General features: G+C 73.4%; 19 protein-coding genes. 9 read left to right on the plus strand and 10 right to left on the minus strand.

Annotation, left to right across the window (positions count from 1 at the left end):
* Window positions 1-74: 74 nt before the first annotated feature.
* On the plus strand, window positions 75-1,625 hold the full coding sequence (locus tag ACSP50_RS29905; protein ID WP_043512436.1) for an AMP-binding protein: 1,551 nt from the start codon (window positions 75-77) through the stop codon (window positions 1,623-1,625).
* Between the two features lie 46 nt (window positions 1,626-1,671).
* On the opposite strand, the gene ACSP50_RS29910 is transcribed toward ACSP50_RS29905, so the two are convergent.
* Window positions 1,672-3,207: an AMP-binding protein gene (locus ACSP50_RS29910; RefSeq protein WP_014693036.1), complete on the minus strand. Its 1,536-nt coding sequence runs from the start codon at window positions 3,205-3,207 to the stop codon at window positions 1,672-1,674.
* A 103-nt stretch (window positions 3,208-3,310) separates the two neighbouring features.
* On the opposite strand from ACSP50_RS29910, the gene ACSP50_RS29915 reads away from it, so the two are divergent.
* The gene (locus ACSP50_RS29915; protein WP_014693037.1) at window positions 3,311-3,559 is read left to right on the plus strand and encodes a phosphopantetheine-binding protein; all 249 of its coding nucleotides are present in this window, start codon (window positions 3,311-3,313) and stop codon (window positions 3,557-3,559) included.
* Between the two features lie 49 nt (window positions 3,560-3,608).
* Here the strand turns inward: ACSP50_RS29915 and ACSP50_RS29920 are convergent, their stop codons facing one another.
* From ACSP50_RS29920 to ACSP50_RS29930, 3 genes are read right to left on the minus strand one after another with little or no spacing between them, the layout of a single operon-like run.
* The gene (locus tag ACSP50_RS29920) at window positions 3,609-4,547 is read right to left on the minus strand and encodes an ACP malonyltransferase (RefSeq protein ID WP_014693038.1); all 939 of its coding nucleotides are present in this window, start codon (window positions 4,545-4,547) and stop codon (window positions 3,609-3,611) included.
* An 11-nt stretch (window positions 4,548-4,558) separates the two neighbouring features.
* Entirely contained in the window at window positions 4,559-5,812 is a 1,254-nt protein-coding gene (locus tag ACSP50_RS29925) for a pyridoxal phosphate-dependent aminotransferase (RefSeq protein WP_014693039.1), read from the minus strand.
* On the minus strand, window positions 5,809-7,137 hold the full coding sequence (locus tag ACSP50_RS29930) for a KamA family radical SAM protein (RefSeq protein WP_014693040.1): 1,329 nt from the start codon (window positions 7,135-7,137) through the stop codon (window positions 5,809-5,811). Before ACSP50_RS29930 ends, ACSP50_RS29925 begins: the two co-directional genes overlap by 4 nt.
* A 201-nt stretch (window positions 7,138-7,338) precedes the next feature.
* Between ACSP50_RS29930 and ACSP50_RS29935 the strand changes: the two genes are divergently transcribed.
* From ACSP50_RS29935 to ACSP50_RS29945, 3 genes are all read left to right on the plus strand, one after another.
* Window positions 7,339-7,680 carry a glyoxalase/bleomycin resistance/extradiol dioxygenase family protein gene (locus tag ACSP50_RS29935; RefSeq protein ID WP_014693041.1) on the plus strand — a complete coding sequence of 114 codons (342 nt, stop codon included), beginning with the start codon at window positions 7,339-7,341 and terminating at the stop codon, window positions 7,678-7,680.
* 26 nt (window positions 7,681-7,706) lie between these two features.
* Window positions 7,707-8,471 carry a thioesterase II family protein gene (locus tag ACSP50_RS29940; RefSeq protein WP_014693042.1) on the plus strand — a complete coding sequence of 255 codons (765 nt, stop codon included), beginning with the start codon at window positions 7,707-7,709 and terminating at the stop codon, window positions 8,469-8,471.
* A gap of 265 nt (window positions 8,472-8,736) precedes the next feature.
* Window positions 8,737-9,009, plus strand: a complete 273-nt coding sequence (locus tag ACSP50_RS29945; protein ID WP_014693043.1) for a hypothetical protein — start codon at window positions 8,737-8,739, stop codon at window positions 9,007-9,009.
* Window positions 9,010-9,016: 7 nt separating this feature from the next.
* On the opposite strand, the gene mftD is transcribed toward ACSP50_RS29945, so the two are convergent.
* On the minus strand, window positions 9,017-10,243 hold the full coding sequence (gene mftD, locus ACSP50_RS29950; protein ID WP_014693044.1) for a pre-mycofactocin synthase MftD: 1,227 nt from the start codon (window positions 10,241-10,243) through the stop codon (window positions 9,017-9,019).
* 79 nt (window positions 10,244-10,322) lie between these two features.
* On the opposite strand from mftD, the gene ACSP50_RS29955 reads away from it, so the two are divergent.
* Window positions 10,323-11,132, plus strand: a complete 810-nt coding sequence (locus tag ACSP50_RS29955; RefSeq protein WP_043515758.1) for a mycofactocin-coupled SDR family oxidoreductase — start codon at window positions 10,323-10,325, stop codon at window positions 11,130-11,132.
* A gap of 10 nt (window positions 11,133-11,142) precedes the next feature.
* Here the strand turns inward: ACSP50_RS29955 and ACSP50_RS29960 are convergent, their stop codons facing one another.
* Window positions 11,143-12,684, minus strand: coding sequence for a diguanylate cyclase (locus tag ACSP50_RS29960; protein WP_014693046.1), 1,542 nt, complete (start codon window positions 12,682-12,684; stop codon window positions 11,143-11,145).
* Between the two features lie 135 nt (window positions 12,685-12,819).
* Between ACSP50_RS29960 and ACSP50_RS29965 the strand changes: the two genes are divergently transcribed.
* On the plus strand, window positions 12,820-14,445 hold the full coding sequence (locus ACSP50_RS29965) for a membrane protein (protein ID WP_014693047.1): 1,626 nt from the start codon (window positions 12,820-12,822) through the stop codon (window positions 14,443-14,445).
* A 6-nt stretch (window positions 14,446-14,451) separates the two neighbouring features.
* Here the strand turns inward: ACSP50_RS29965 and ACSP50_RS44320 are convergent, their stop codons facing one another.
* The 4 genes from ACSP50_RS44320 to ACSP50_RS29985 are packed head-to-tail and all read right to left on the minus strand — an operon-like array spanning window position 14,452 to window position 18,209.
* The gene (locus tag ACSP50_RS44320; protein ID WP_014693048.1) at window positions 14,452-15,150 is read right to left on the minus strand and encodes a DUF1565 domain-containing protein; all 699 of its coding nucleotides are present in this window, start codon (window positions 15,148-15,150) and stop codon (window positions 14,452-14,454) included.
* 28 nt (window positions 15,151-15,178) lie between these two features.
* Window positions 15,179-16,003: a carbohydrate ABC transporter permease gene (locus ACSP50_RS29975; protein WP_014693049.1), complete on the minus strand. Its 825-nt coding sequence runs from the start codon at window positions 16,001-16,003 to the stop codon at window positions 15,179-15,181.
* 2 nt (window positions 16,004-16,005) lie between these two features.
* Window positions 16,006-16,923 carry a carbohydrate ABC transporter permease gene (locus ACSP50_RS29980; RefSeq protein WP_014693050.1) on the minus strand — a complete coding sequence of 306 codons (918 nt, stop codon included), beginning with the start codon at window positions 16,921-16,923 and terminating at the stop codon, window positions 16,006-16,008.
* 5 nt (window positions 16,924-16,928) lie between these two features.
* A complete protein-coding gene (locus tag ACSP50_RS29985) occupies window positions 16,929-18,209 on the minus strand; it encodes an ABC transporter substrate-binding protein (RefSeq protein ID WP_014693051.1) in 1,281 nt (426 codons plus the stop codon).
* A gap of 269 nt (window positions 18,210-18,478) precedes the next feature.
* Here ACSP50_RS29985 and ACSP50_RS29990 point away from each other — a divergent pair, with 269 nt between their 5' ends.
* The gene (locus ACSP50_RS29990; protein ID WP_014693052.1) at window positions 18,479-19,402 is read left to right on the plus strand and encodes a hypothetical protein; all 924 of its coding nucleotides are present in this window, start codon (window positions 18,479-18,481) and stop codon (window positions 19,400-19,402) included.
* A gap of 204 nt (window positions 19,403-19,606) precedes the next feature.
* Entirely contained in the window at window positions 19,607-21,004 is a 1,398-nt protein-coding gene (locus tag ACSP50_RS29995; RefSeq protein ID WP_014693053.1) for a hypothetical protein, read from the plus strand.
* Window positions 21,005-21,031: the final 27 nt, after the last annotated feature.

The raw sequence follows: 21,031 nt of genomic DNA on the forward strand, positions 1-21,031 counted from the left end.
CGCCGTTTCACCCACCCCTAGATCCCCCTATCCCGGGTCCACCGCGCCCGCGATTCTCTCTAGACTCCGCATTCATGACCATTGTCGAAATACATGCGCCGGAAATGCTGCATGAATTTCTTCTGCAGCATGCCGCGACCCGGCCCGGCGCGCCCGCCGTGATCGAGCAGTCGCGGACCACCTCGTACGGCGAACTGCGCGAGCGGGCCGAGGCGTACGCCGCCGCGCTGGCCGGGCTCGGGCTCGGCATCGGCCACCGGGTCGTGGTCGACGCGGACACCTCGGCTCCGGCGATCGCCATGCTGATCGCCTGCTCGATGCGGGGCCTGACCTACATCCCGGTGAGCCCGGAGACGCCCACTCCGCGGGTCCTCTCGGTGGCCGCGGCGGCCGGCGCGGTGCTGCACCTGCAGACGACCGAGGGAGAGCGCACCGGGCTGCCGCCGGAGCTCGGCGCCGGCCGGTTCGGGCCGGACAGCCTGGAGGTGACGCACCTGCCGGCGATCGCGCCGACCGGGCGGACCGCCTGCACCCCGGTCGATCCGGCGTACATCGTGTTCACCTCGGGCACCACCGGCCGGCCCAAGGGCGTGGTGATGAGCCACCGCGCGGTGCTCAGCTTCTTCCGCGGCATGCTGGCGCACCGGATCGTCGGCCCGGACGACCGGGTGGCCACCACCTCGCCGCTGCAGTTCGACTTCTCGCTGCTCGACATCGGCCTGGCGCTGGGCAGCGGGGCCGCGGTGCTGCCCGTGCCGCGCCCGTTCCTGCGCTGGCCCCGGCGGTTCCTGAGCTTCCTGGCGGCCACCGGCGCCACCCAGGTCAACGGCGTGCCGTCGATCTGGCGGCCGGTGCTGCGCCACGAGCCCGACCAGCTGGGCACGCTGACCGCGCTGCGCGGGGTGCTCTACTCCGGTGAGCCGTTCCCGCTGCCCGAGCTGCGGCAGCTGCGCAAGCTGCGGCCGGGGCTGCGGATCGTCAACTGCTACGGCAGCACCGAGTCGATCGCCTGCTCGTTCACCGACGTGCCGGACCCGGTGCCGGACAGCGGCGACGGCGTGCCGATCGGCCCCGCCCACCCGGGTGCCGAGCTGTTGCTGCTCGGCGAGGACGGCCGCCCGGTGTCCGGCGCGGGCGTGCTCGGCGAGCTGTACCTGCGCAGCCCGGCGCTGTTCAGCGGGTACTGGGACGACCCGGCCACCACCGGCCGGGTGCTGGTGCCGGACCCGGTGGAGCCGCGCTCCGGCCAGCTCGTGTACCGCACCGGCGACCTGGCGACCCGGGGCGGCGACGGGCTGTTCTACTACAGCTGCCGCGCCGACTCCCAGGTGAAGATCCGTGGGAACCGGGTGGAGCTCGGCGAGGTGGAACGCCGGCTGCTGGACCTGCCCGGGGTGGGCGCGGCCACGGTGCTGGCGCCGCCGCGGCCGGACGGCGAGCCGGTGCTGTGCGCGTTCCTGGCCGTCGCTGCCGAGGCCGGCCTGACGGAGGCGCGGGTCAGCGCGTTCTGCAAGGAGACGCTACCGGACTACATGATCCCGTCCGAGGTGCGGCTGCTCGGCGAGCTGCCGGTCACGGTGAACGGCAAGGTGGACAAGGCCGCACTGCTGGCCGGCCGGGAGTGAGGCGCGGCGGGCCGCGGCGCCGCTGCGCCGCGGCCCGCCGGACAGCTCACCCGCCGACCGCGGCGGCGTCCCGCGCCAGCCGGCCCCGGTCCACCTTGCGGTTGGAGTTCAGCGGCAGCTCGCCCAGGTGACGGTAGACGCGGGGCAGCATCCCGGCCGGCAGGATGTCGCGCAGCCGGCGGGCCAGCAGCGCCGGCGGGGTCACCTGGCCGGTGTAGTAGACAACCAGCTCCAGCCCCTCCTCGGCGGGCCGGGTGACGGCCACCGCGTCCTCCACCCCGGGGCAGCTGCGCAGCGCGTGCTCCAGCTCGGCCAGCTCCACCCGCCAGCCCTGGACCTGCACCTGCGAGTCGAGCCGGCCGAGGTAGACCAGCTCCCCGTCGGCGAGCCGGCGGACCCGGTCACCGGTGCGGTACCAGCGCCGCCCGTCGCGGTCCAGGAAGCGGCCCGCGTCGTCGGCCGGGTCGAGGTAGCCGGTGGTCATCTGCGGACCGGTGATGCACAGCTCGCCCTCGGCCGGCACCTCCGCGCCGTCGGCACCGAGTAGCACGTGGTCGTGGCCGGGGTGCACGGTGCCGATCGGGGCCAGCCCGTTGACGCAGCGCTGCGGGGAGGTGGCCGGCGACCACCGGTGCCCGGTGACCGTGATGGTCAGCTCGGTCGGACCGTAGATGTTCTCCAGCGTGGACCGGTCCGCGGCGGCCTGCCAGTCCACCGCGTCGGCGGCGCGCAACGCCTCCCCGGCGAACAGGCTCCAGCGGAGTCCGCTCAGCGCACCCGCGCCCAGGCCGCCCATCCGGCGGATCAGCCCGATCGCGCTGGGCGTGGAGAACCACACGGTCATCCGCCGGTCGGCGACGAAGCCGGGCAGGTCCCGATACGCCTGCGCGGGCACCGGGCAGACCGTGGCGCCGGCCCCCCAGGCGCCGAACAGGTCGAACATCGCGCAGTCGAAGTTCAGGTCGAAGGTCTGCGAGAAGACGTCGTCAGGGCCGAAGTCGTAGCGGGCGTCCAGCAGGCCGAAGTAGTGCGCGACGGCGCCCCGGCCGATCGGCACGCCCTTGGGCCGGCCGGTCGAGCCGGAGGTGAACAGCATGTAGGCGGCGCCGTCCGGGTCGGCCGCGACCGGCCCGGCGAGTGCGTCGGCGGCGCGGACGCCGATGGTGAGCCGGTCGCCGGCCGGCCCGTCACCGACCGCGGGCAGGCGCAGCCCCTCGGCGTGCAGCCGGTCCAGGGCGGCCCAGCCGGCCGGGTCGGCGATCACCGCCGAGACACCGGCGGTCTGCAGCATGTACCGGGTCCGGGCGATCGGGAAGTCCGGGTGCAGCGGCACCACGGTGGCCCCGGCGTACAGCGCGGCGAGCACCCCGGCATAACCTTCGAAGGTCTTGCCGGCCAGCACCCCGACCGCGGCCGGCGGCCCGTCCGGCGCGGCCCGCAGGGCGCCGGCCCAGTCGCAGGCGAGCTCGTGCAGCTCGGCGTAGGAGACCCGCTGGGAGCCGATCCGCAGGGCGGTGCGGCCGGGGCCCAGCGCCAGCCCCCGCAGGAATCTCGAGGGCAGCGAGAGCGCGACGTCGTCCATCTTTCCTCTTTCGGCTTTAGGGGCGCGACAGGGGTTGCCCGCCGCCCGGCGGTGTTCTTTCGTCGACCTGAAAAGGGCATTCTTCAACGAGGGAGACGACATTATGTGGGATGTGAAGTTCGAGGAGATGGTCCGCCATTGTTTGCCATTTCTCCCGAGCGGCGAACAGCTCGAAGCGGACGCCGATCTGCGTGATCTGGGACTCGATTCGCTGGGCACCGTGGAATTGCTCTCGGCGCTGGAGAAGGGCTACCAGGTCCGCTTCACCGACGAGATGCTGAGCATGGACACCTTCGCCACCCCGCGCACCCTCTGGGGCGCGCTGTCCGGCATCGTCCCGACCGCGGTCTGACCGCGGCGGTCCCGGTCGGGCAACCGGCCGGGACCGTGGGCGCGAGAACTCAGACCGGCAGCGGGCGGCGGCGCGGCGTCATCGCCAGCCGCGGGTTGGCGGTCACCACCGCGAAGTTGTCGGTGGTGCGGCGGACCCGGCCGAACAGGCTGTCCGGGCCGGCCACGTACACCCGGCCGACGCCGGCGTCGCGCAGCGCGGTCACCACCCGCGGCCAGCGCACCGGCATGACCAGGCCGTCCAGCAGCATGTCGCGGACCCCCGCGGCGGTGCGCCGCAGGCTGCCGTCCTGGTCGGCCAGCACCGGCAGATCCGGGTCGGCGAACCGCACCCCGGCGAACACCTCGCGCTCGACGATCTCGCGCAGCGGACCGAACGCGGCCGAGTGCATCGGCGGGTCGGTGACGTAGAGCGGCAGCCCGCCGGCCTGGCGGACCCGGGCGTGGAACCAGTCCAGCCGCTGCGCGGACATCGACACCATGTGCAGGTCGTCGTCGACGTAGCAGGAGAAGTCGTGCCACCCGCCGTCGGCGGTCAGGTCGGCCAGGATCTCGTCGAGCCGCTCCCGGGGGGTGCGGGCGAACGACACGGTGACCACGTCGCGGTGCTCGCGGCGGAAGTACTCCTCTTCACACCGGGCGATCCCGGCGGTCATCCGGATCGCGTCCGGTGCCGAGATCGCGCCGGCGTACGCGGCCGCCGCCTTGCCGCCGAAGCTGGCACCGGCGATCACCGACGGTGTCACGTCGTGGGTCTCGGCCACCCACTCGGCCAGGGCCAGGCAGGTGACCAGGAAGGCGGCCTGCGCGTACGCCGAATAGTCGCCCTCGGTGTCGCGCCAGCGATCCAGCAGCCGGTAGCCGAGCGTCTCGTCGGCGACCGCGACCAGCCGCCGCGCGGCCGGGTTGAACATCAGGAAGCGGGCCGCCTCCGCGTAGCGGAGCGGACCCATCCCGGGAAAGACGATCGCCGCACCGTCGTACGTCACCCGCGAGTCTCCTATCGGCACAGTTTGGCCAGGCCTTCCTCGAGCCGGGCCAGGATGTCCCGGATGTGCGGCAGCGCCACCGGATCCGCCGCCGCCAGCGCCGCCGCACGCTCCGCGTCGGTGTCGCCGTAGAGCAGGCTGGTGGCCGCCCGGAACCGCAGCGCCGCCGGGTCGTCGCCCTGGTGGTGCCCGCCGAGCACGGCGACCCCGGCGGTCTCCAGCAGTTCGTGCTCCAGCGACGCCGCATCGGTGATGCCGTGCCCGGCCAGGTGACCGCGCAGCGGCTCGAAGTCCGGATAGACGTAGAAGCCACCGGCCGGCGGGCGGCAGGTGGCGCCGGCCCCCACCATGATCTCGTACACCGCGCGGGCCACGACGGCGTGCAGCCGGGCCCCGGCCGCCAGGTGCCGGCGGATCTCCGGCGGCTCGCTGAAGGCGTACGCGGCCACCTCCTGCATCGGCTGGGCCAGCGCCGACCAGGTCTCGCTGGCCACCGCGGCCACGTCGGCCCGCAGCCGCTCGCCCTGCGGCGAGGCCGGGAACCGGGCCCCGCCGATCCGCCACCCGCCCAGCGCCAGGTTCTTGCTCAGCCCGGTGGTCACCACGGTGCGCTCGGGCAGCAGCTCGGCCGGGCTGCGGAAGGCCACCTCGGGACCGTGCAGGATGTCGCGGTAGATCTCGTCGGAGAGGATCCAGAGATCCTCGCGGTCGGCGATCGCGCACAGCCGGCGGATCGTCTCCGGGTCGGCGACCGTCCCGGTCGGGTTGTCCGGCAGGGTGAGCAGCATGATCCGCGGATGGTGGCCGGCCGCGCGGGCCGCCCGCAGCGCCCCGGGCAGCAGCTCCGGATCCGGCACGCCGCCGCAGCCGGCCGGGATCGGCACCGTGATCGGCGTCTTGCCGGCCAGCACCGCCTGCGGCAGATAGGTGTTCCAGCACGGCGCGGGCAGCACGATGTCGCCGGGCAGGGCCAGCTGCACCCCGATCAGCAGCGCCTTGCTGCCCGGCGCGGTCATCACCTGGCCGGGCTCGGTGGGCAGCCCGCGGCGGGTGAAGTAGCCGGCCAGCGCGGTGCGCACCGGCAGGTCGCCGACCACCGCGCCGTACCGGTTGCGGGCCGCGCCGGCCGCCAGCCGTTCGGCCAGCGGGGCGAAGACCGGCAGCCGGGCCTCGCCGAAGCCGAGGTGCACGATCCGTTCGCCGGCCGCCTGCCGCTCGGCGATCCGCTGGTCCAGGGCCATGTTGGGGGCGATGTGGCGGGTCATCGGGACACCGCCGAGCCGACCGCGGCGGCGATGTCGGCCGGGGTCGACGGGTGCAGCACCAGCTCGTCGAGCCAGGCCGCGGTCGGCGACCGGTGGGCCAGGAACGGCCGGCCGACCAGGGCCGGATCACGGGCCTGCAGGAAACGCAGCTGCAGTGCTTCGCCATCGCCGGCCGGTGTCACCCCGTCCACGATCACCTTGCCCGGGGTGGCCGACATGACCGGTCCGCGCACCGTCCGGGCCAGGCCGGACAGATCCTGGTAGGCCTCCCGGAAGATGCTCGCGGCCCGCTCCAGCGGCACCTTGAAGTACTCGTGCGGGCCGGTGTCCCGCTCGACGAACATGTAGTACGGCACGGCGCCGGCCGCGAGTTCCCGGTGCCACATCTCGCGCCACACCGCGGCCGAGTCGTTGACCCGGGCGATCAGCGGCGCCTGGCAGTAGATCAGCGCCCCGGTGGCCCGGATCCGCTCCATCGCCCAGCGGGCCGGCTCCGGCTCCAGCTCCCGCGGATGGCTGAAGTGCGCCATCACCGCGATGTTGCGGCCGGTCGCGACGATCTGCTCGAACAGCCGCAGCACCTCCTCGGCGTCGCCGTCGCTGCCGAACCGGTGCGGCCAGTACGCCAGCGACTTGGTGCCGATCCGGATGGTGCGCACGGTCGGCACCGCGAGCAGCGGCTCCAGGTGGCTGCGCAGCCGTTCGGTGGACATCACCATCGGGTCGCCGCCGGTCACCAGCACGTCGGTGACCGACGGGTGCCGGTGCAGGTACTCGACCAGCTGGTGCGGGCTCTGCGCGGCGAACCGCAGGTCGGCGTCGCCGACGAACTGCGCCCACCGGAAGCAGTAGGTGCAGTACGAGTGGCAGGTCTGTCCCTGCCCCGGGAAGTACAGCACCGTGCTGCGGTACTTGTGCTGCACGCCGGCCAGCGGTTCGCCGTCCGCGCCGCGCGGCACGTTGTGCTCCATCTGGCCGGACGGGTGCGGGTTCAGCCGGCCGCGGATGTCCCGGACCACCGTCTGCAGCCGCGTCCGGTCCCCATCGGACAGCGCGGCGGCGACCTGCCGGCCGTCGTCGGCGGACAGCATCCCGGCCTGCGGGAAAACCAACTGGAAGATCGGGTCGTCGGGGATCCGGTCCCAGTCGATCAACGTGTTCAGCACGTGCTCGTTGACCCGGAACGGGAGCACCGCCGACACCAGCCGGACGGACTCGCGGAGGTCCGCGGGAAGACCGTAGCGATCCGCGATCTCATCGATGTGACGCGGGCCCAGAGCCCGGAAGCGCTCCGTTCCGACGAGGGTCGGGGCCAGTATTGTCATGCCTAAGTCCTCGGGTGTCGGCGGGGCGGTCAGCCGACCGCGACGGTGAACATATGAGTCCCGGCGGTGCTGTGAACCCCTAGGCGGGCCCCTGCCCGGCCCCTTACCGCGTCCGCCCCGGCACCGGTGGCGCATCTAAGGGTGTCCGCCCGGATCCCGGGGTGGTTAGCGTCCCTCCAGGCTCGTACAGGGAGGTGCGCGATGGATCGGCCAGACCATCGGCTGGAGGTTCGCGACGGCGCGGCGGCGATCGCGTTCTACGTGACGGTGTTCGGCGCCGCCGAGGTCAGCCGCGAGTGCCTGCTCGACGGTCACCCGCTGGTGGCCGAGCTGGCGCTGGGCCCGTACCGGCTGGAGCTGGTCGAGAACCCGGGCGCGGTCGCGGGCGGCGCGCCGCTGGTGCTGCCGTGCGCCGATCCGGGCGCGGTGCTGGCCCGGGCGGTGGCCGCCGGCGCGCCGGTCGAGGCGGGCGTCGTCCGGGACCCGACCGGGCACCGCATCGTCCTCGAGCCCGCCGCCACCCCGGTGGCGCAGATCTGTTGACCAGCACCGACCGAGAGGTTCTCCCCGTGACCCAGCAAGCACCCGATCCGGGGCTGTGGTTCCGCCGTTTCCACCCCGCGCCGGCCGGTGACGTCCGGCTGGTCTGCTTCCCGCACGCCGGCGGCTCCGCGAGCTTCTACTTCCCGGTCTCCAAGGCGCTGAGCCCGCGGATGGAGGTGCTGGCCGTGCAGTATCCGGGCCGCCAGGACCGGCGGTCCGAGGCACAGCTCACCGATCTGCACGTGCTCGCCGACCGGATCGCCGAAGCGCTCGCCCCGCTGACCGACCGGCGGCTGGCGTTCTTCGGGCACAGCATGGGCGCGATGCTCGCGTACGAGGTGGGGCTGCGCCTGGAGGACGCCGGACGGCACGACCTGACGCACGTGTTCGCCTCCGGGCGCCGGGCGCCGTCGTGTTACCGCGGCGAATCCGTGCATCAGCGTGACGACGAGGGCATCCTGGCCGAGCTGCAGCGGATGGACGGCACCGACCCGCGGCTGCTGACCGACCCGGAGCTGCAGCGGATGTTCCTGCCGGTGATCCGCGGCGACTATCGCGCGGTGGAGACCTACCGGCACCGGCCGGACGCGGCGCTGCGGTCGGCGCTGACCGTGCTGACCGGCGACAGCGACGCGATGACCACGGTGGCCGAGGCGCGGGACTGGGCCGCGCACACCACCGGCCACTTCGACCTGCGGGTCTTCCCGGGTGGACACTTCTATCTGGTGCCCCAGGCGGCCGCGGTGCTCGACCTGCTGAGCACCACGCTCGCCCCACTTCCGACGTACTGAACAGATTTTTAAGACATTTGTATAGATGTGGGTTACGCTTCTCCCATGAGACCCACGCTCCGCCCGGCACCCGAGCCGGCCGCCCTCCCGGTGGCCGGCTCATCGCAGAACACCGGCTTGGTGAGTACGTCGACGACCCCGCGACGCGCGGTGCCGACCGCGCGGTCCTGATCCGTTGGCGGCGGGCCCGATGGGGCCGCTGCACGCCGGCGATCGGAATCGACCGCCGGCCAGCTCCTGACGCATCGGAAGGTTCGGGGACAACGTGCGAACAACACCGGCGCCGGGCGTCACGTCCCGGATTCTGGAGAACGGGCACCTGGAGCTCTTCGTCGGCGACACCGGCCGGCGCCTGCAGTGGGGCCGGGTCAGCGCGGCGGTGTGGATCGCGCTGCGGCAGCACCGCGGGCAGTGCACCGCCGCCGCCGACATGCTGGCGGACCTGTGGGACATCGACCGGATCAACATGCGCACCGAGGTGGAGATCCGGGTGGACGAGTGGTGCGACGCCGGCCTGATGTGCCGGGAGCGGGACTGACCCGGGCTCAGCCGATCACCTCGAACGCCGCGGAGGCCGCGGGCGCGGCGGACGCGGCGGGCACCCCGGCGCCGAGCCGCCGGGTGAAGCCGGCCGGGACGACCACGTCCTCCGGCCGCAGGTCGCGGATGTCGGCGCGGCCCAGGCCGAGCAGCGCCGAGTCGATGCCGTTGCGCAGCACGTCCAGCACGTTCTCCACACCGGCCTGACCGTTGGCGGCCAGCCCCCACAGGTAGGCCCGGCCGATCAGCACCGCCCGGGCGCCGAGCGCGACCGCCTTGACCACGTCGCTGCCCCGCCGGATGCCGCCGTCGAGGAGCACCTCGACCCGGTCGCCGACCGCCTCGACCACGGCCGGCAGCGCACGGATCGGCGCCGGGGTGCTGTCCAGGTTGTTGCCGCCGTGGTTGGAGACCGAGATCGCGGTCACGCCGCAGTCGGCGGCGCGGCGCGCGTCGTCGACCCGGATCACGCCCTTGAGCAGGAACGGCCCGCCCCACTGCGCGCGCAGCCAGCGCACGTCGTCCCAGCTGGGCGGCGGGGTCTGCATCCAGCGGCCGTAGGCGCCGAAGAAGGTCGGGGCCACCCCGTCGTCGGCCAGGTTCGGCACGGTCAGGTCGGGGATCCGGCGCTGCCGCAGGTAGGCCAGCAGCCAGCGGGGCCGGCGCAGCGTCTCCGGGGCGTGGCGCAGCATCGCGGACAGATTCATCCGATCCGGGATGGTGGGGCTGCCCCAGTCCCGGCTGTGCGAGAACGACCAGTCCAGGGTGACGATCAGGCCCTTGGCGCCGGCCCGGCGGGCGTCGTCCATGCGCCGCAGCATCTCGTCGCGGGAACCCATCCAGTACATCTGGAAGAAGGTCTGCGGGTTGGCGGCGACCACCTCGCCCAGCGGCTTGCTGGCGAACGAGCTGAGCGACATCGCCGTGCCGCGCGCCGCCGCGGCCCGGGCCACCGCGACCTCCCCGTCCGGGTGCACGGCCTGCACCCCGGTCGGCGAGATGATCACCGGCAGGGCGACCGGCTGGCCCATCACCGTGGTGGCCAGCGACCGCTGCGCGGCCTGACCGGCCACGTGCGGGGCGAGCCCCAGCTCGGCGAAGGCGGCCAGGTTGTCGTCGAGGGTCACGCCGCGCTCGGAGCCGGCGACGATCGCGCCGTAGACCGACCGGGGAAGCCGCCGCTGCGCCCGGCGCTGCGCCACTGCGACGCTCTCGAACCAGTCCCTGCCCATTGATCGGTCCCTCCGTCTGGTCTTTCCGCCCGTCCCGGATCACAATAATGGCATCGAGTGCCAAATGGAAGCGGTGGAGATGAGAGTCGATTCCCTGGAGCCCGTCCGGCCGGTCGCGGTGATCACCGGAGCCGGCCGCGGCATCGGCGCGGCGGTGGCCCGCGCCCTGGCCGCCGACTACGACCTGGTCCTCGGCGACGCGCCCGGTCCGGCCGCCGAGACCGGCCTGGGCTACCGGTTGGCCACCCTCACCGAGCTGACCGCGGTGGCCGCGGACTGCCGGGCCGCCGGCGCCCGGGTGGCTGCCCGCCGCTGCGACGTGCGCGACCCCGGGCAGGTGGCGGAACTGGTGGCGGCGGCCGGCGGCACCCCGGTCGCGGCGGTCGCGGTGGCCGGGGTGATCGCCGCCGACGGCCCGGCCTGGGAGCAGTCTCCCGCGGACCTCGACCGCGACCTCGCGGTCAACCTGCACGGGGTGGCCAACCTGGCCCGCGCCGCCATCCCCGGCATGCTGGGCGCCGCCGATCCGTCCCGATGCCGGTTCGTCGCCGTCGTATCGTCCGCGGCCGAGCGCGGGCTGCCGCTGCTCGCCTCGTACGTGGCGGCCAAACACGCCGCGCTCGGCTACATCCGCGCCCTCGCCGCGGACCTGGGCCCGTCCGGGATCACCGCCAACGCGGTCCTGCCCGGGAGCACCGGCACCGAGCTGCTGACCCGGACGGCCCGTGCCTACGGCCTGGCCGGGGCCCAGGATTTCGCCCGGCACCAACGGCTGGGGCGGCTGCTCACCCCGGCCGAGGTGGCCGCCGCGGTCGCCTGGCTGTGCTCGGCGGCCGCCTCGGCGACCACCGGCGCGGCCCTGGCCGTCGACGGCGGCTTCACGGGCTGACCCGGGGCGGTCAGGGGGTGGCGGCGGTCAGGGAGTCCCAGACCACCCGGTTGCGGCCGGCCTCCTTGGCCCCGTAGAGCGCCCGGTCGGCACGGCGCAGCAACTCCTCGGCCCGGGTCGACGGGGTCAGCTGCGCCACCCCGGCGCTGAACGTCATCCGCAGCGGGCCGCACGCGGTGGGCACGGTGAGCCGGGTGCACCGCTCCCGCCATCCCTCGGCCAGCTCGGCGGCCTCCCGGACGCCGGTTCCGGGCAGCACGACCGCGAACTCCTCGCCGCCGTAGCGGGCCACCGTGCCGGCCGTGCCGACCGCCGCGGACAGCTCCCCGGCCAGCCGGGTCAGCACCTCGTCGCCGGCCGCGTGGCCGTAGTTGTCGTTGACCGCCTTGAAGTGGTCGACGTCGATCATCACGACCGACAGCGGATGGCCGCCGGCGACCGCCTCGCGGATCCGGCCGTCCAGCACCGCGGTCAGGTGCCGCCGGTTGAACACCCCGGTCAGACCGTCCCGGACGGCCTGGTCGGTGAGTTCGGCCCGGAGCCGTTCCAGCTCGGTCACGTCGCGGACCACCACCACGGTGCCCGGTGAGTCGCCGCCCGGTTCACCCATCCGAACCACCCGCACGTCGTACACCCGGCCGCTGGCCGCGGTGACCGTCTGCTGGCCTTCGCCGTCGAACGTCGCCGCCAGCCGCGGCCCGGTGATCTCCTGCCAGCGGCGGCCCACCACGGCGCCGGCGGCCGCGGGGTTCAGCCCGGCGAGCAACTCGGCCGCGGCCGGGTTGACGTCCAGGAACCGGCCGTCCGGGTCCAGCACCATCACCGCGTCCTGCAACGCGGCGATGACCTGCTTGTACGCCACCGGGGTCCGCCGGGAGGTCACCCCGGCCCGTTCGGCCCACCACCACATCGAGGCGGTGATCAGGAACAGCACCGGGGTCAGATCGACCTGCTGCTCGCCCAGCCCGGCCACGACGCTCACCAGGTTGCCGGCCGCCGGGGCGAGCGCGCCGCCCAGGAAGATGACGAAGACCCGCCGATGCCCGCGGACCGCCCGGCGCATCGCCCCGATCGCACGCGCGGCGCCGGTCGCCAGGATCGTGTAGCAGTACGCGGTATGTGCCCAGTACAGCGGGCCCGGGTGCGGAACGACCCCACCGCCCGGATAATCGCTGATCGACCGGAAGAACGCGTGGTGCCACGGGTCGGTCACCACCACCGCGGTCAGCAGCACCGGGTGCACGAGCAGCAGCCGGAGCCGCCCTCTGAGCGCTTCCGGCGGGCCCCCGGTGAACACGGTGGTGTGCCAGAAGAACGCGGCGACCAGCGCCGCGACGCCCGGGAACATGGCATAGGTGGCGGCGAGCCCCACCGCCCGGGACGTGGCGACGGCCGCCACCGCCTGGGCCAGCGACCAGAGCGCGGCGCTCGCCAGGATCACCCCCAGCGAGATCGCCAGGGACGAGCGGTGCCGCCGGCGCCAGGACAGCGCCGAGTACGCCGCGGCGACCAGGCCCGCAGCGACGTACAGCGTGACCAGTGCGACGCGCATCCGACACTCCCTTGCTCGTGATGTACATCGGTCCGATCCGCAAGGAGTTGATGTTTTACCCGGGTCTCGTGTTACGGTCCGCGCCGTCCGGGTCGGCACTTGCGTCACCGGCGGGGGAACGACCGAACGGATCCGATGACACTTCTCGACCACGTGCGGCGGCCGGCGGTACTCGCCGGGCTGCTCGCCGGTGTGCTGGGGCTGGTCTGGACGCTCTGGTTCGCACACGACGCCGGCGACCTGGCCGCCCAGTACGCCTGGACCTCGTTCGTCCGCGAGCATCCCTGGTCGGCGTACAACATGTCCTGGTACGGCGGGATGCACCCGGCGTCGTACAGCGTGATCTCGCCGTATCTGATGGCTTGGCTGGGCGTCCGCACCACCGGGGTGCTCGCCTGCACGGCCGGTGCCGCCCTGGGCGGCCTGGCCCTGACCCGGTTCGGCGTGCGCCGCCCGCTGCTGCCGTCGGTGTGGCTGGCGATCGCGGTCTGGGCCAACCTGGCCGCCGGCCGGGTCACCTACCTGCTCGGCATGGTGTTCGCCCTGATGGCCGCCCTGCTCGCCCCGCCGCGCAGCGGGCCGCGCCCGGACCGCCCGGTGCTGGCCGCGGCCCTCGGCGCGCTGGCCACCCTGTGCAGCCCGGTCGCCGGGCTGTTCATCGAGGTGCTGGCCGCGGCGCTGTTCCTGGTCGGCCGGCGGCGCCGGGCCTACCTGCTGGCGGCCGGCCCGCCGGTGGTGATCGCGGCCACCTCGTTGCTGTTCCCGTTCTCCGGGGTGCAGCCGTTCCCCTGGTACGCCGCGCTGGCCACGGTCGCCGCCGCGGTCGCGGTCGGCGTGCTCACCCCGCCGGCCTGGCGCACGGTCCGGGCCGGTGCCTGGGTGTACGCCGTCGGCGTGGCCCTGTGCTGGGCGCTGCCCACCCCGATCGGCAGCAACGTCGAACGGCTCGCGCTGCTGGTCGGCGCGCTGATCCTGTTCTGCGCGGCCCCGGCGCGCCGCACCCGCCGCGCCACGGTGACCTATCTGGCGGCGGCCGCGCTCGCCGTCTGGACCATGGTGCAGCCGGTCAGTGACGTGATCCACACCTCCCGGGTGACCGACCGGACCGCGGCCGACGCGCGCCCGCTGATCACCGAGCTGCTCCGGCTGGACGCCCAGCGCAGCCGGGTCGAGGTGGTGCCGCTGCGCACCCACTGGGAGGCGTCCGTGGTGGCGCCCTACATCGCCCTGGCCCGCGGCTGGAACCGGCAGGCCGACGTGGAACGCAACCCGTTGTTCTACGACGACACGCTGACCCCGGATTCGTACCGTGCCTGGCTGACCAACTGGAGCGTGGCGTACGTGGTGCTGCCCGCGATGGAACCGGACAGCTCGGGCATCGCCGAGGCGCAGATCATCACGGCCGGGCAGCCCTGGCTGCCGCTGGTGTGGCAGGACGCCGACTGGCGGGTCTACCGGGTGGAGGGCGCCGATCCCCTGGTCTCGGCGCCCGCCACCGTCGTGTCGGCCGGGCCGGCCGCGCTCACCGTGCACATGCCCCAGGCCGGCAGCGCACTGGTCCGGGTGGCCTGGTCACCGTGGCTGGCGATCGACGGGGCCGCCGACGACTCGGTGCCGCGGGCCTGCCTGGCCCGCAGCGGGGAGTGGACCGAGCTGTCCGCGCCGACGGCCGGCACCTACACGATCGAGGCCCGGTACGCGTTGAGCAGGGGCACACCGTGCGGCATCACCCGGCACGACCCCGACACGCCGCCCCGCTGACCGACGTCACCAGACCCGGACCCGGCGCGGCCCCGCGGTGAGAGCGACGATCGGACCCGCCGCGTACCGCCGCTCCGGATCTTTGATGACGCCGGTCAGGTCGGTCGTGAGCATGGCGGGGCGGCCGTCGCGCTCCTCGAACTCGGCGTCGGCGAACCGGACCCGTTCCAGGTCCCGCCCACCCACCGGGACCGCCGCGGCCTCGTCGATCCCGGCCGGGAAGTCGGTCGCCAGGTGCACCTCCTCGCCGTCCACCACCACCGTGGCGGTCCCCCACTCCAGGATCACCGGGTCGCGTTCGCCGGCGAACGGCCGGGCACCCGCGGCGTAGACGTTGCGCCGGGCGTACCCGGCCTGTTTCACGTCGCGGCCGGCAACCTCCTCGACGAACGGGTTGAAGTCGCCGAACAGCGTGTTCGGCACGGCCACCGTCCACACCGTGCCGCCGTCCGGCTGCCAGCCGGTGATCCGCTCGGAGCCCTTGATGACGACGTGCTCGCTCTCGGCGGCCCGATAGGTGATCCGGCGGTTGTCGCTGAGCCCGCCGCGTCGCGGGGTCACCCACTCCCGGTACTCGCCGGCGTGCACCACCACGGTGTCGCCGGGGCGGGCCGGCGCCGCGGCCCGGTTGATGGTCCGCAACGGCCGCCGCGCCGACCCGTCGGTGTCGTCGGCTCCGGTGGTCGCCACGTGCAGCGATGTCATGTCGTCGGCCCTTTCTGTGGAGACCTGCTCATCCTTTGACGGCTCCGGTCAGGCCGCCGACGATGCGGCGTTCGAAGAGGCTGAAGAAGACCAGCGCGGGGATCATCGACAGCGACGTGAACGCGAGCACCTTCGCGGTGTCCACCGAATACTGCGACGCGAACGCCTGCACGCCCAGCGGCAGCGTGAAGCTGTCCTGGTCGTTCAGGATGAACAGCGGCAGCAGGTAGCTGTTCCAGCTGGTGATGAATGCCAGGATGCCGGTGGTGATCAGGCCCGGCACCGACAGCGGGAGCACCATCCGCCAGAAGAAGCCGAGCCGGCTGCACCGGTCGATCGCCGCCGCCTCCTCGATCTCCTTCGGGATCGCCTGCAGGAACGGCACCAGGATGATGATCGTGGTGGGCAGCCCGAAGGCGATCTGCGGCAGGATCACCCCGGGCAGGGTGTTCACCAGGCCCAGGTTCTTCACCAGGATGTAGAGCGGCGTGATCGCCACCGTGGCCGGGAACATCAGGCCGGCCGCGAACAGCGCGTACATCGCGCCCCGCCCGCGGAACCGGTAGCGGGCCAGCACGTAGCTGGCCATCACCCCGAGCGTGACGACCCCGATCGTCGTCGCCACCGCGGTGATCGCCGAGTTGCCCACCTGGCGCCAGAACGTGCTGCTCGCCAGCACGTCGGCGTAGTTGGTGAACACCCACGGCCGGGGCAGGCCGGCCGGGTCGGTGATGATCTGCGAGTTGGTCCGGAAGCCCCCGATGACGATGTAGACGACCGGGCCGAGCATCAGACCGACCAGCAGCAGGGCGATCAGGTAGACCGCCGGGTTGCCGGCTGTTCTGCTCTTCATGCCTACCGCCCTCCGGTGAGCGCGCCCTCGGTGTCGCGGCGCAGCACGAAACGCTGGTACACGAGCGCGATGATCATGGAGATGGCGAACAGCACGACCGCGACCGCGTTGCCGTAGCCGTAGTTCGCGGCGTTGCGCCCCTCGGTGACCATGTACGTCACCATGGTCGAGGTGCCGGCGGTCGACGCGACGTACTGCCCCCAGATGATGTAGACCAGGTCGAACAACTGCAGCGCACCGAGAATCGACAGGAACGCCCAGATTCGGACGGTCGGGCCGAGCAGCGGCAGGGTGATCCGCCGCTGGGTCTGCCAGAACGACGCCCCGTCCACCGCGGCCGCCTCACTGAGCTCCTCCGGGATGTTCTGCATGCCGGCCAGGAACAGGATCACCGCGAACCCGACGTACTTCCAGGTCAGGACCAGCATCAGGGTCCAGATGGCGAGCTTCGGGTCGGAGAGCCAGTCCGCGGCCAGCCCGCCCAGCCCGATCGAGCGCAGCACGCCGTTGACCGCGCCCTCGCTCTGCAGCAGCAGGCCCCACGCCGTGCCGACGATCACCTCGGCGATCACGTACGGCACGAAGATCAGCACGCGCAGGATCGACCGGCCGCGCATCCGGCGGTTCAGCAGCATGGCCAGCCCGACCGCGATCGGGCCCTGCAGGACCAGGGACAGCACCACGATCAGGCCGTTGTGCAGCAGCACGTCGTGGAACGCGCTGTCCTGCAGGATGGTGCGGTAGTTGTCCAGTCCGACGAAGTCGGTCGGAACCCCGAACCCCTTCCAGCGGTAGAACCCGTAGTACCCGGCCATCAGCACCGGGAAGATCACGAAGGCGAGGAACACCAGGATCGCCGGGCCGGACAGGGCAGCGATCTCCAGCCGCTGCGCCCATCCGGCTCCCCGTCGTGCGGGCACGCGGCTCAGCCCTTCTTGGCCGCGTCGTTCACGGCCTTGATGATCCCGGCGACGTCACCCTTGCCGGCGAGCAGGTTGACGATGCTGACGTTGAGGGCGTTGCCGACGTTCTGGCCGTACAGGGTGTCCAGCCAGACCGACACGTACGGCGCCTTGTTGTAGGTGTCGAGCACCGCCTTGAGGTAGTCCTCGGTGACCGCGCCCTGGGCCGCCCTGTTCACCGGCAGCGCGTTGAAGCCCCGGTAGTACGCCTCCTGCACGTCCTTGGTGAGCAGGTAGTTGAGAAAGTCGCTGCACTCCCTGGGTGCCTTGGCCGAGCACGAGTAGCCGTCCGTGCCGCCCATCACCGCGGCCGGGTCACCCTGGCCGCCCGGCACCGACGGGAACGGGAAGAAGCCCAGGTCGGGCAGCGGCTTGGCATCCTTGGTGAGGGAGGCGATGGTGCCCGGGTCCCAGGCGCCCATCAGCTCCATGCCGGCCTTGTGGTTGGCGATCAGCCCGGCCGAGCTGCCCGCGCCCTGCTGCGCCGAGGTGGTCAGGAAGCCGTTGTTGAAGGGCTGGGTGGCGGCGAACGCCTGCAGATCCTGACCGGCTCTGGTCCAGCAGGGATCGTCGAAGGTCTTACTCTCGGCGGTCGCGTCCAGGGTCGCCTTGCTGCAGGAGCGCAGTGCGAAGAAGTAGAACCAGTGCGCGGCCGGCCAGGCGTCCTTGGCGCCGAGCGCGACCGGGGTGCCGTTCGCCTTCAGCTTGGTGACCGCGGCGTTGAACTCGTCCATCGTGGCCGGCGGGGCGGTGATCCCGGCCTTCTGGAACACGTCCTTGCTGTACCAGAGGCCGCCGGGCAGGATCGCGACCGGCACGGCGTACGCCTTGCCGTCGATCTGCCCGGTCTTGAGCGCCGCCTCCGGGACCGCCTGCTTCGTCTCCGCCGAGATGTCCGCGGTGATGTCCTTGACCTGACCGGCGTCCACCATCGCGGCCATCTTGCCGCCGCCGCGCTGCAGGAAGATGTCCGGCGCGGCGCCCGAGTTGAGGGCGGTCTGCAGCTTGCCGTCAAGGTCCTCGTTCTGCACGGCCTGGATCTTGATTGTGACGGTGGGGTGGGCGGCCTGGTAGTCGGCGGCCGCCTTCTCCCAGAACGCCCGGCCGGGGCCGGTGGTGGCGTTCTCCCAGAGCTCCATCGTGACGTTGCCACCGCTGGAGTCGTCACCGCCTCCGCAGGCGGCGAGGCCGAGTGTGCTCAGGGTCAGTGCGGCTACTACGGCGAGAGTCCTGCGGGGTGTCATCGAAGAACCACCTCTCGGCAGCGAAAGTTTCGGAATGTTTCCGGAAGATGGCGCCCAAACTAGGGATCGCTCATTTGGAATGTCAAGATGTTCATCAGAGCAAATCGATTTCTGCGCGTGATCGGACGTGGAGATCGCCGCTGTCGGTGCCGCGCGAGCGCGGGCCGGAAGTTGTGGGTTTTTGACCGAAAGTTTTGGGGATCCTCAAGTAGGCCCGGGGGCTACCGAATCCTGGGGGCGTCGATCACCGCCGCCCAGGGAGACCCCGCATGCCCGGCACCGAGCCCGTCCTTCTGCCGCCCAGCGCCGACCCGACCTTCGCCGGTCCGGCCTACGGACCGCCGCCGGCTTCGGGGGCGGCCGCGCCCGCCTACGGTCCGGCGGTCGAGATGCCGGCTCCGGCTCCGGCCTCCGCGATGCCGGCCCCGGCCTCCGCGATGCCGGCCCCGGGGTACGCGATGCCGCCGCAGGGGTACGCGATGCCGCCGCAGGGGTACGCGATGCCGGCCCAGGGATATGCGATGCCGGCACCGGCATACGGGATGGCTCCGGGTTATGGCGCGGCTCCCGGTTATGGCGCGGCTCCCGGTTACGGGGCGGCTCCCGGGCAGGCGGCGATGGTCGGTGGCGGCGTCGCGATGGCGGGCGGCGCCGCGGCGATGGTCGGCGGCGGGGCGGCCATGGCCGGCGGCACCGCGGTCGCGGCCACCGGTGCCGCCGTCGCCGGCACCTCGGTGATCTCCGGCCTCTTCATGATGTTCTTCGGTGCCCTCCTGAGCCTGACCATCATCGGCGCGATCGTCGGCATCCCGATGATCATGGCCGGAATGGCCACCGCCGGCTTCGGCGCCGCGGCCGGCACCACCGCGATGGTCGCCGGTGGCGCCACCGCCGTGGCCGGCACCGCGGCCATGGCCGGCGGGGCGGTGGCCACCGCGGCCGGCGGCGCCGCCATGTACACCGGCGCGCAGCAGGCCTCGGCCGCCGCGCACGGCTACCCGCCGGCGATGCCGATGCGGCCGCCCGCGGTCTGGCCGGTCGCCGTGGTCACGCTGTTCTTCGGCATCTTCGGCCTGATCCCCGCGGTCATCGCCACCGGCAAGGCACGCCAGCAGGGGATCGCCGTCAGCCGTTACTGGCTCGCCTTCGGCCTCCCGCTGATCTTCTGGCTCGGTGTCGTCGCCGCGCGGTGATGGCGTCGCCGCGCGGCGATCTCCTACCCGGGTGTCGTCGCGACGGCGATCTTGTGGCTGGGTGTCATCGCGGCGCGGTGATTTCGCGGCTGGGTGCCGTCGCGGCGCGGTGATTTCATGGCCGGGTGCCGTCGCCGTGCGGTGACCCCCGGTTTACCGGCGCGCGGCCGGGGAACGCGGGCGTCCCTCCGGAAAGGACGCCCGATGACCGTTCACCGCACCACCGGCGGCCCGGCCTGGACGCCCGCCCTGCCCGCCGGCCGGGTGATGTGCGCCGACAGTACCGGCCGGGCACTGCTCGCCCTGTCGGTGCCGCCCGGGGATCGTCGCGACGACACCCTCTCCCGGGTGCCGGTGCTGGGCCGTCACGGCGAGCTGCCGGACCGGGCCCGCCGCGCCGCGCTGACCGCGGAGGCCGCCGGCGAGGCCCTGCCGGTGGCGCTGGCCGGGCACGTGGACGCGGAGGCGGTCGCCCGCTGGGTGACCGGGCACCACCGGTCACCACGCTATCCGGCAGTGGTCCTCGGCTCGCCGCACGGCGCCGCGGTGCACCTGGCGGCCGCGTGCGGGGCGGCCTGGCTGCCGACGTCCTTCACGGTCACCCTCCCGTGGCCGGGCGGGGACCCCGGTGACTGGGCGGCCGCCCGGGACTGGGGCGCCCGCCTGGCCGGGCCCATCCTGGACCGCAATCCCGGGGTCACCGTGCGGCAGGTGCACGATCCCGTGTCCCGCGGCGTCCTGTGTGGTGCGACGGTGTCCCTGCAGGTGCGGTGGCGCACGCTGCCCGCGGCGTACCGGTCGTTCCTCACCACCCGCGGTCCGGACGGCGTCCACCTGTTCGTCCGCGACCTGCGGACCTGGCCGGTGGACGGCGGCCCACCCGGCTACAGCTTCCAGATCGGGTCGCCGGTCGCCGGCGGCGACCCGGCCGACTACCGCGGCGGCGATGACGCCTTCGGCCGGCTGCTGCACCGGATCGGCGCCGGCGACTGGACCGACCCGCCGGCCGGCACACCCCGGCACTACGCCGAGACCAGCGGCGAGCCCGGCCTGGAAGCGGAGATCCGGACCGTGGCCGCGGCCGGCGGATCGGCCGGCCACCGGTTGCTCTACAGCGACCCGCACGCGCTCAGCGCCGCCGTCGCCGACCTGCACCGGGCGTGGCTGTCACCCCCGCCGGGCGCCCGGCACGCCCTGGTCGGCACCGGCCGGATGACCGATCCGTGGCAGGCGTTCGACGCCGGCGTCGTGCCCTACTGGTGCGAGTCGTCGTCGCACGCCGCGGCCACCGCCGCGGAGTGGTGGCTGGCCGGCAGCCGGCCCTACGACCGGATCACCGTGCTGCCCGACCCGCCCGGGACACCGCACGGCCGGCTGGCCGCCCCGGCGCACTGGCGTTCGATCGCCGCCTTCGCCGGCCGGGGCGCCGTCGGCAACCTGCTGGCCCGCCGGTATCCCACCCTGCCGGCGGCGGCCGGGCACGCCACCGACTACCTCCGGCACGCCACCACGGCCCCCGGCCGGCGCCCCCCGATCCCGGCCGGCGAGGCGGTGCGACACCTGAGCCGGCACCGCACCGTCCCCGGCCTGATGATCCTGTGACGCACCCGGACGGCCCGCACCCTCTCC

It is taken from the genome of Actinoplanes sp. SE50/110 (assembly GCF_900119315.1).
GTDB lineage: Bacteria > Actinomycetota > Actinomycetes > Mycobacteriales > Micromonosporaceae > Actinoplanes.